Genomic DNA, 2,745 nt, shown 5'->3' with positions numbered 1-2,745 from the left:
CTACGTCCAAGGTCAGGCCAAACTAGTATGTATCTTTTTGTAACATATCGGCTGAAAGTATTACCCAATAAGGATTTTAGCTTGCATGTCACCCCCTCAGCAATTAGGAACAATCAAATGCAAGCCAGGAGGGGAATAGGAGGGATTGACGCCAGAATGTGGGGAGCCAGCATCCTCAAGATAGATACCACTCATACCCTGAAGATGCTGTGAAAAAAAACTCCCGCCTCTACAATGCCTTGAATCAATGGATGGGTCAAGGTGATTGGGTGCATTTGACTCATCTGACCGCTTGTGTATCGATGGAGCGTGGCGCTGGTACATACCGGTAGTGTGAATCTGACTAAATGGACGGTTTATATGCCGTGCCGGGGTCAATATGCCGCCAGCAAACAACGACGAATCCAGCGCTGGTTGCATAATCCCCGAATCAATGTGCATCAACTCTATGGCAGCTTAATTCAAGCTGATGCAGGCCAATTGGCTTCAACAGGTGATCTATCTGGCATTAGACACCTCCCTATTTTGGGATAAGTATTGTGAGCGTGCGGCTATGTGTGGTACATCTCGGTCGCGCCAAGCCGCGTGGCGAGCGCGGGTCATGGCTCATGGCAGTGCCAGTGTATCGTTGCTGAGATTATCGGGAGATGATTCAATCAGCTCAGGGGCGCTTACCCCAAGACATCTTGGTGGTGTTACTGGCAGACCGAGGTGCAAGTTCATATCAACGCCAAGGCAGATGTTAACCACTCAATTAGGTTGGCACTATCGGATTGGCCCCGCGAGGGATAGTTGGATTTGGCGGGTCAGAAGTTACCGCATCAATAGTGGAGCCTTTATGGTTGGTAGGCTATGAGTAAAAGGTAACGGTCTTTTGTAATAAGGCTCCACTATTAATCAGGTTTCATCTCCGGGGGGCTTTGGCTGGTGCCAGCTCAAAGATTTCCATGTTCTACGGGGGGAGGCTTTGTGTTTGCATCAGGTGCGATTGCAAAAAAGTGCCAACTATGGTTTGGTGCACGTGATTATTGGCCGTAATAACATCAAGGTCGAGTTTTGGGCAGTAGTCAGTGACGAAAAGACCTGCCTACAAACCAATGCTCTCGTATGGGTTACGCAACGATTATGAAGAGAACTTTTTAGATGACCAGTCCAGTGGCTGGAATCTCCAAAAATCAGAGATTCGAGATGCATCTGCCCTGTCACGATTATGGTTTATCTTGGCGGTAGCAACCCTCTGTCTTGATGCAAAGCGCGAGTGGGGGAAACCCCCTGTTCCCTTGCTGGATCGCTATGTCAGTGCACAAGGGGTGGCAGTGGTAGAGTCAGGTCAACGACGTTGGGTAGACACCCATTGGCGCACGGGGCAATAGCTATTTTCGGATTGGTTGGGACTGGGTCAAAGCCGCTAAGGTCAACGGGTGGACTTTAATTAAACAGGTCCAATTCTCAAGTAATCAAGACCCATCGCCAGCCATGGCATCACGCAAACAATATGAACAACGACTCTATCGGCTGGAATTTCAGATCCAGACTTATCAGTATGCTGTTACATAAGTTTTGTCAGTCAACCAGGTCGGGAGCTCACAAGGGTAGGTTTTTTACATTTGGGTCCTGCCCCACCCCCAACCCCCGACCGGTCGGGGGCGGATCACAAGGAAAGGAAAAGGAAAACAACAAAGAAGGGATGCAGCGCGGTCTTGGGGAGGCAGCGCCGCCAAAGGGGGGTTCCCCCCGGAGACGAAACCTGATTACGTTGAGCCTTTATGGTTGGTAGGTTATGCAGAAAAGGGTTAAAACTTATTGATTAAGGCGAGCCTGTCTTACGGTAACTATCGGCGTAGCCGACGCTTGGCCGTAGGCCACGCCAAAGGCGAACGCGAACAAACCACTCGCGCTTTGCCGTGGTTTCCCCCTGTTCCGAAGCTGCATCGCTTTCTTATCCCCCACACCCCACACCCCACGCCCCACACCCCACACCTGAGGTCTTTGTTAAAAACCTACCCCTGTGAGGGAGTAGGGAGTAGGGAGTCGGGAGTCGGGAGTTGGGAGGGTGATTCTCCGTTATCCTTGGTGAGCAAGGCAGGCAGGAACATCGCAATGAACCAATGACCAATCACAAATGTATTATTTATTACAGAAAAATTTATTTTTCGTGGTATATGTGTCATGCTGGTGTTAGTCAATTGGAGTGGAAGCCCCAGTAAGGGGCTGGGAAAATGCAAAAAATCGAGGCAATTATCCGAGCCTATAAGCTCGAAGAGGTTAAAATCGCTTTAGTCAATGCTGGTATCGTTGGCATGACCGTGTCTGAAGTTCGGGGATTTGGACGGCAGAGAGGTCAAACTGAACAGTATCGCGGTACAAAGTACAGGGTAGACTTTCTTCCTAAGGTCAAGCTAGAAGTCGTTGTTGAAAATGGCTTAGTTGACATGGCAGTAGAAAAAATTCTCGCTGCTGCTCAGACCGGTAAAATCGGCGACGGTAAAATTTTCATCAGTCCCATTGAGCAAGTTATCCGGATTAGGACTGGGGAAAGGAATCTAGAGGCTGTTTAATCCCTAATCAAGTAGGGTGGGCAAAAAGCGATGCAGCGCGGTCTTGGGGGTTTCCCCCGGAGACAAAACCTTAGATAGTGGAGCCTTTATAGTTAGCAGGTTATGCAGAAAAGGGTTAAATATTTTTTAATAAGGCTCCACTATCTTACGGTAAATTCAAACCATGAGCGACTGCATCAAGACAATG

At 48.9% G+C, this 2,745-nt stretch carries 7 protein-coding genes; 5 read left to right on the top strand and 2 right to left on the bottom strand.

Annotated features, from left to right (window positions below; genetic code table 11):
- From F6K53_RS36750 to F6K53_RS36735, 4 genes are all read left to right on the top strand, one after another.
- The coding region (locus F6K53_RS36750; protein WP_293084461.1) for a hypothetical protein at nucleotides 1–213 on the top strand (213 nt) is incomplete at its 5' end.
- Nucleotides 210–332, top strand: a complete 123-nt coding sequence (locus tag F6K53_RS36745; RefSeq protein ID WP_293084458.1) for a hypothetical protein — start codon at nucleotides 210–212, stop codon at nucleotides 330–332. The genes F6K53_RS36750 and F6K53_RS36745, both read left to right, overlap by 4 nt.
- A 137-nt stretch (nucleotides 333–469) precedes the next feature.
- Nucleotides 470–856: a hypothetical protein gene (locus F6K53_RS36740; protein WP_293084455.1), complete on the top strand. Its 387-nt coding sequence runs from the start codon at nucleotides 470–472 to the stop codon at nucleotides 854–856.
- A 214-nt stretch (nucleotides 857–1,070) separates the two neighbouring features.
- A complete protein-coding gene (locus tag F6K53_RS36735) occupies nucleotides 1,071–1,373 on the top strand; it encodes a hypothetical protein (protein ID WP_293053801.1) in 303 nt (100 codons plus the stop codon).
- A 427-nt stretch (nucleotides 1,374–1,800) separates the two neighbouring features.
- Here the strand turns inward: F6K53_RS36735 and F6K53_RS36730 are convergent, their stop codons facing one another.
- Both F6K53_RS36730 and F6K53_RS36725 read right to left on the bottom strand, forming a co-directional pair.
- On the bottom strand, nucleotides 1,801–1,971 hold the full coding sequence (locus tag F6K53_RS36730; protein WP_293084452.1) for a hypothetical protein: 171 nt from the start codon (nucleotides 1,969–1,971) through the stop codon (nucleotides 1,801–1,803).
- A 29-nt stretch (nucleotides 1,972–2,000) separates the two neighbouring features.
- Nucleotides 2,001–2,171, bottom strand: coding sequence for a hypothetical protein (locus tag F6K53_RS36725; RefSeq protein WP_293084450.1), 171 nt, complete (start codon nucleotides 2,169–2,171; stop codon nucleotides 2,001–2,003).
- Nucleotides 2,172–2,219: 48 nt separating this feature from the next.
- Between F6K53_RS36725 and F6K53_RS36720 the strand changes: the two genes are divergently transcribed.
- Nucleotides 2,220–2,558, top strand: coding sequence for a P-II family nitrogen regulator (locus F6K53_RS36720; protein ID WP_293084447.1), 339 nt, complete (start codon nucleotides 2,220–2,222; stop codon nucleotides 2,556–2,558).
- Nucleotides 2,559–2,745: the final 187 nt, after the last annotated feature.

This window comes from Moorena sp. SIO4A1 (assembly GCF_010672065.1).
Classification (GTDB): domain Bacteria; phylum Cyanobacteriota; class Cyanobacteriia; order Cyanobacteriales; family Coleofasciculaceae; genus Moorena.
This window is presented reverse-complemented; position numbering and strand designations above follow the sequence as displayed.

Coding starts and splice junctions, on each gene's coding strand:
- F6K53_RS36740 (WP_293084455.1), top strand. CDS start 470: ATGCAGGCCAATTGGCTTCAACAGGTGATCTATCTGGCATTAGACACC.
- F6K53_RS36725 (WP_293084450.1), bottom strand. CDS start 2,171: ATGACACATATACCACGAAAAATAAATTTTTCTGTAATAAATAATACA.
- F6K53_RS36720 (WP_293084447.1), top strand. CDS start 2,220: ATGCAAAAAATCGAGGCAATTATCCGAGCCTATAAGCTCGAAGAGGTT.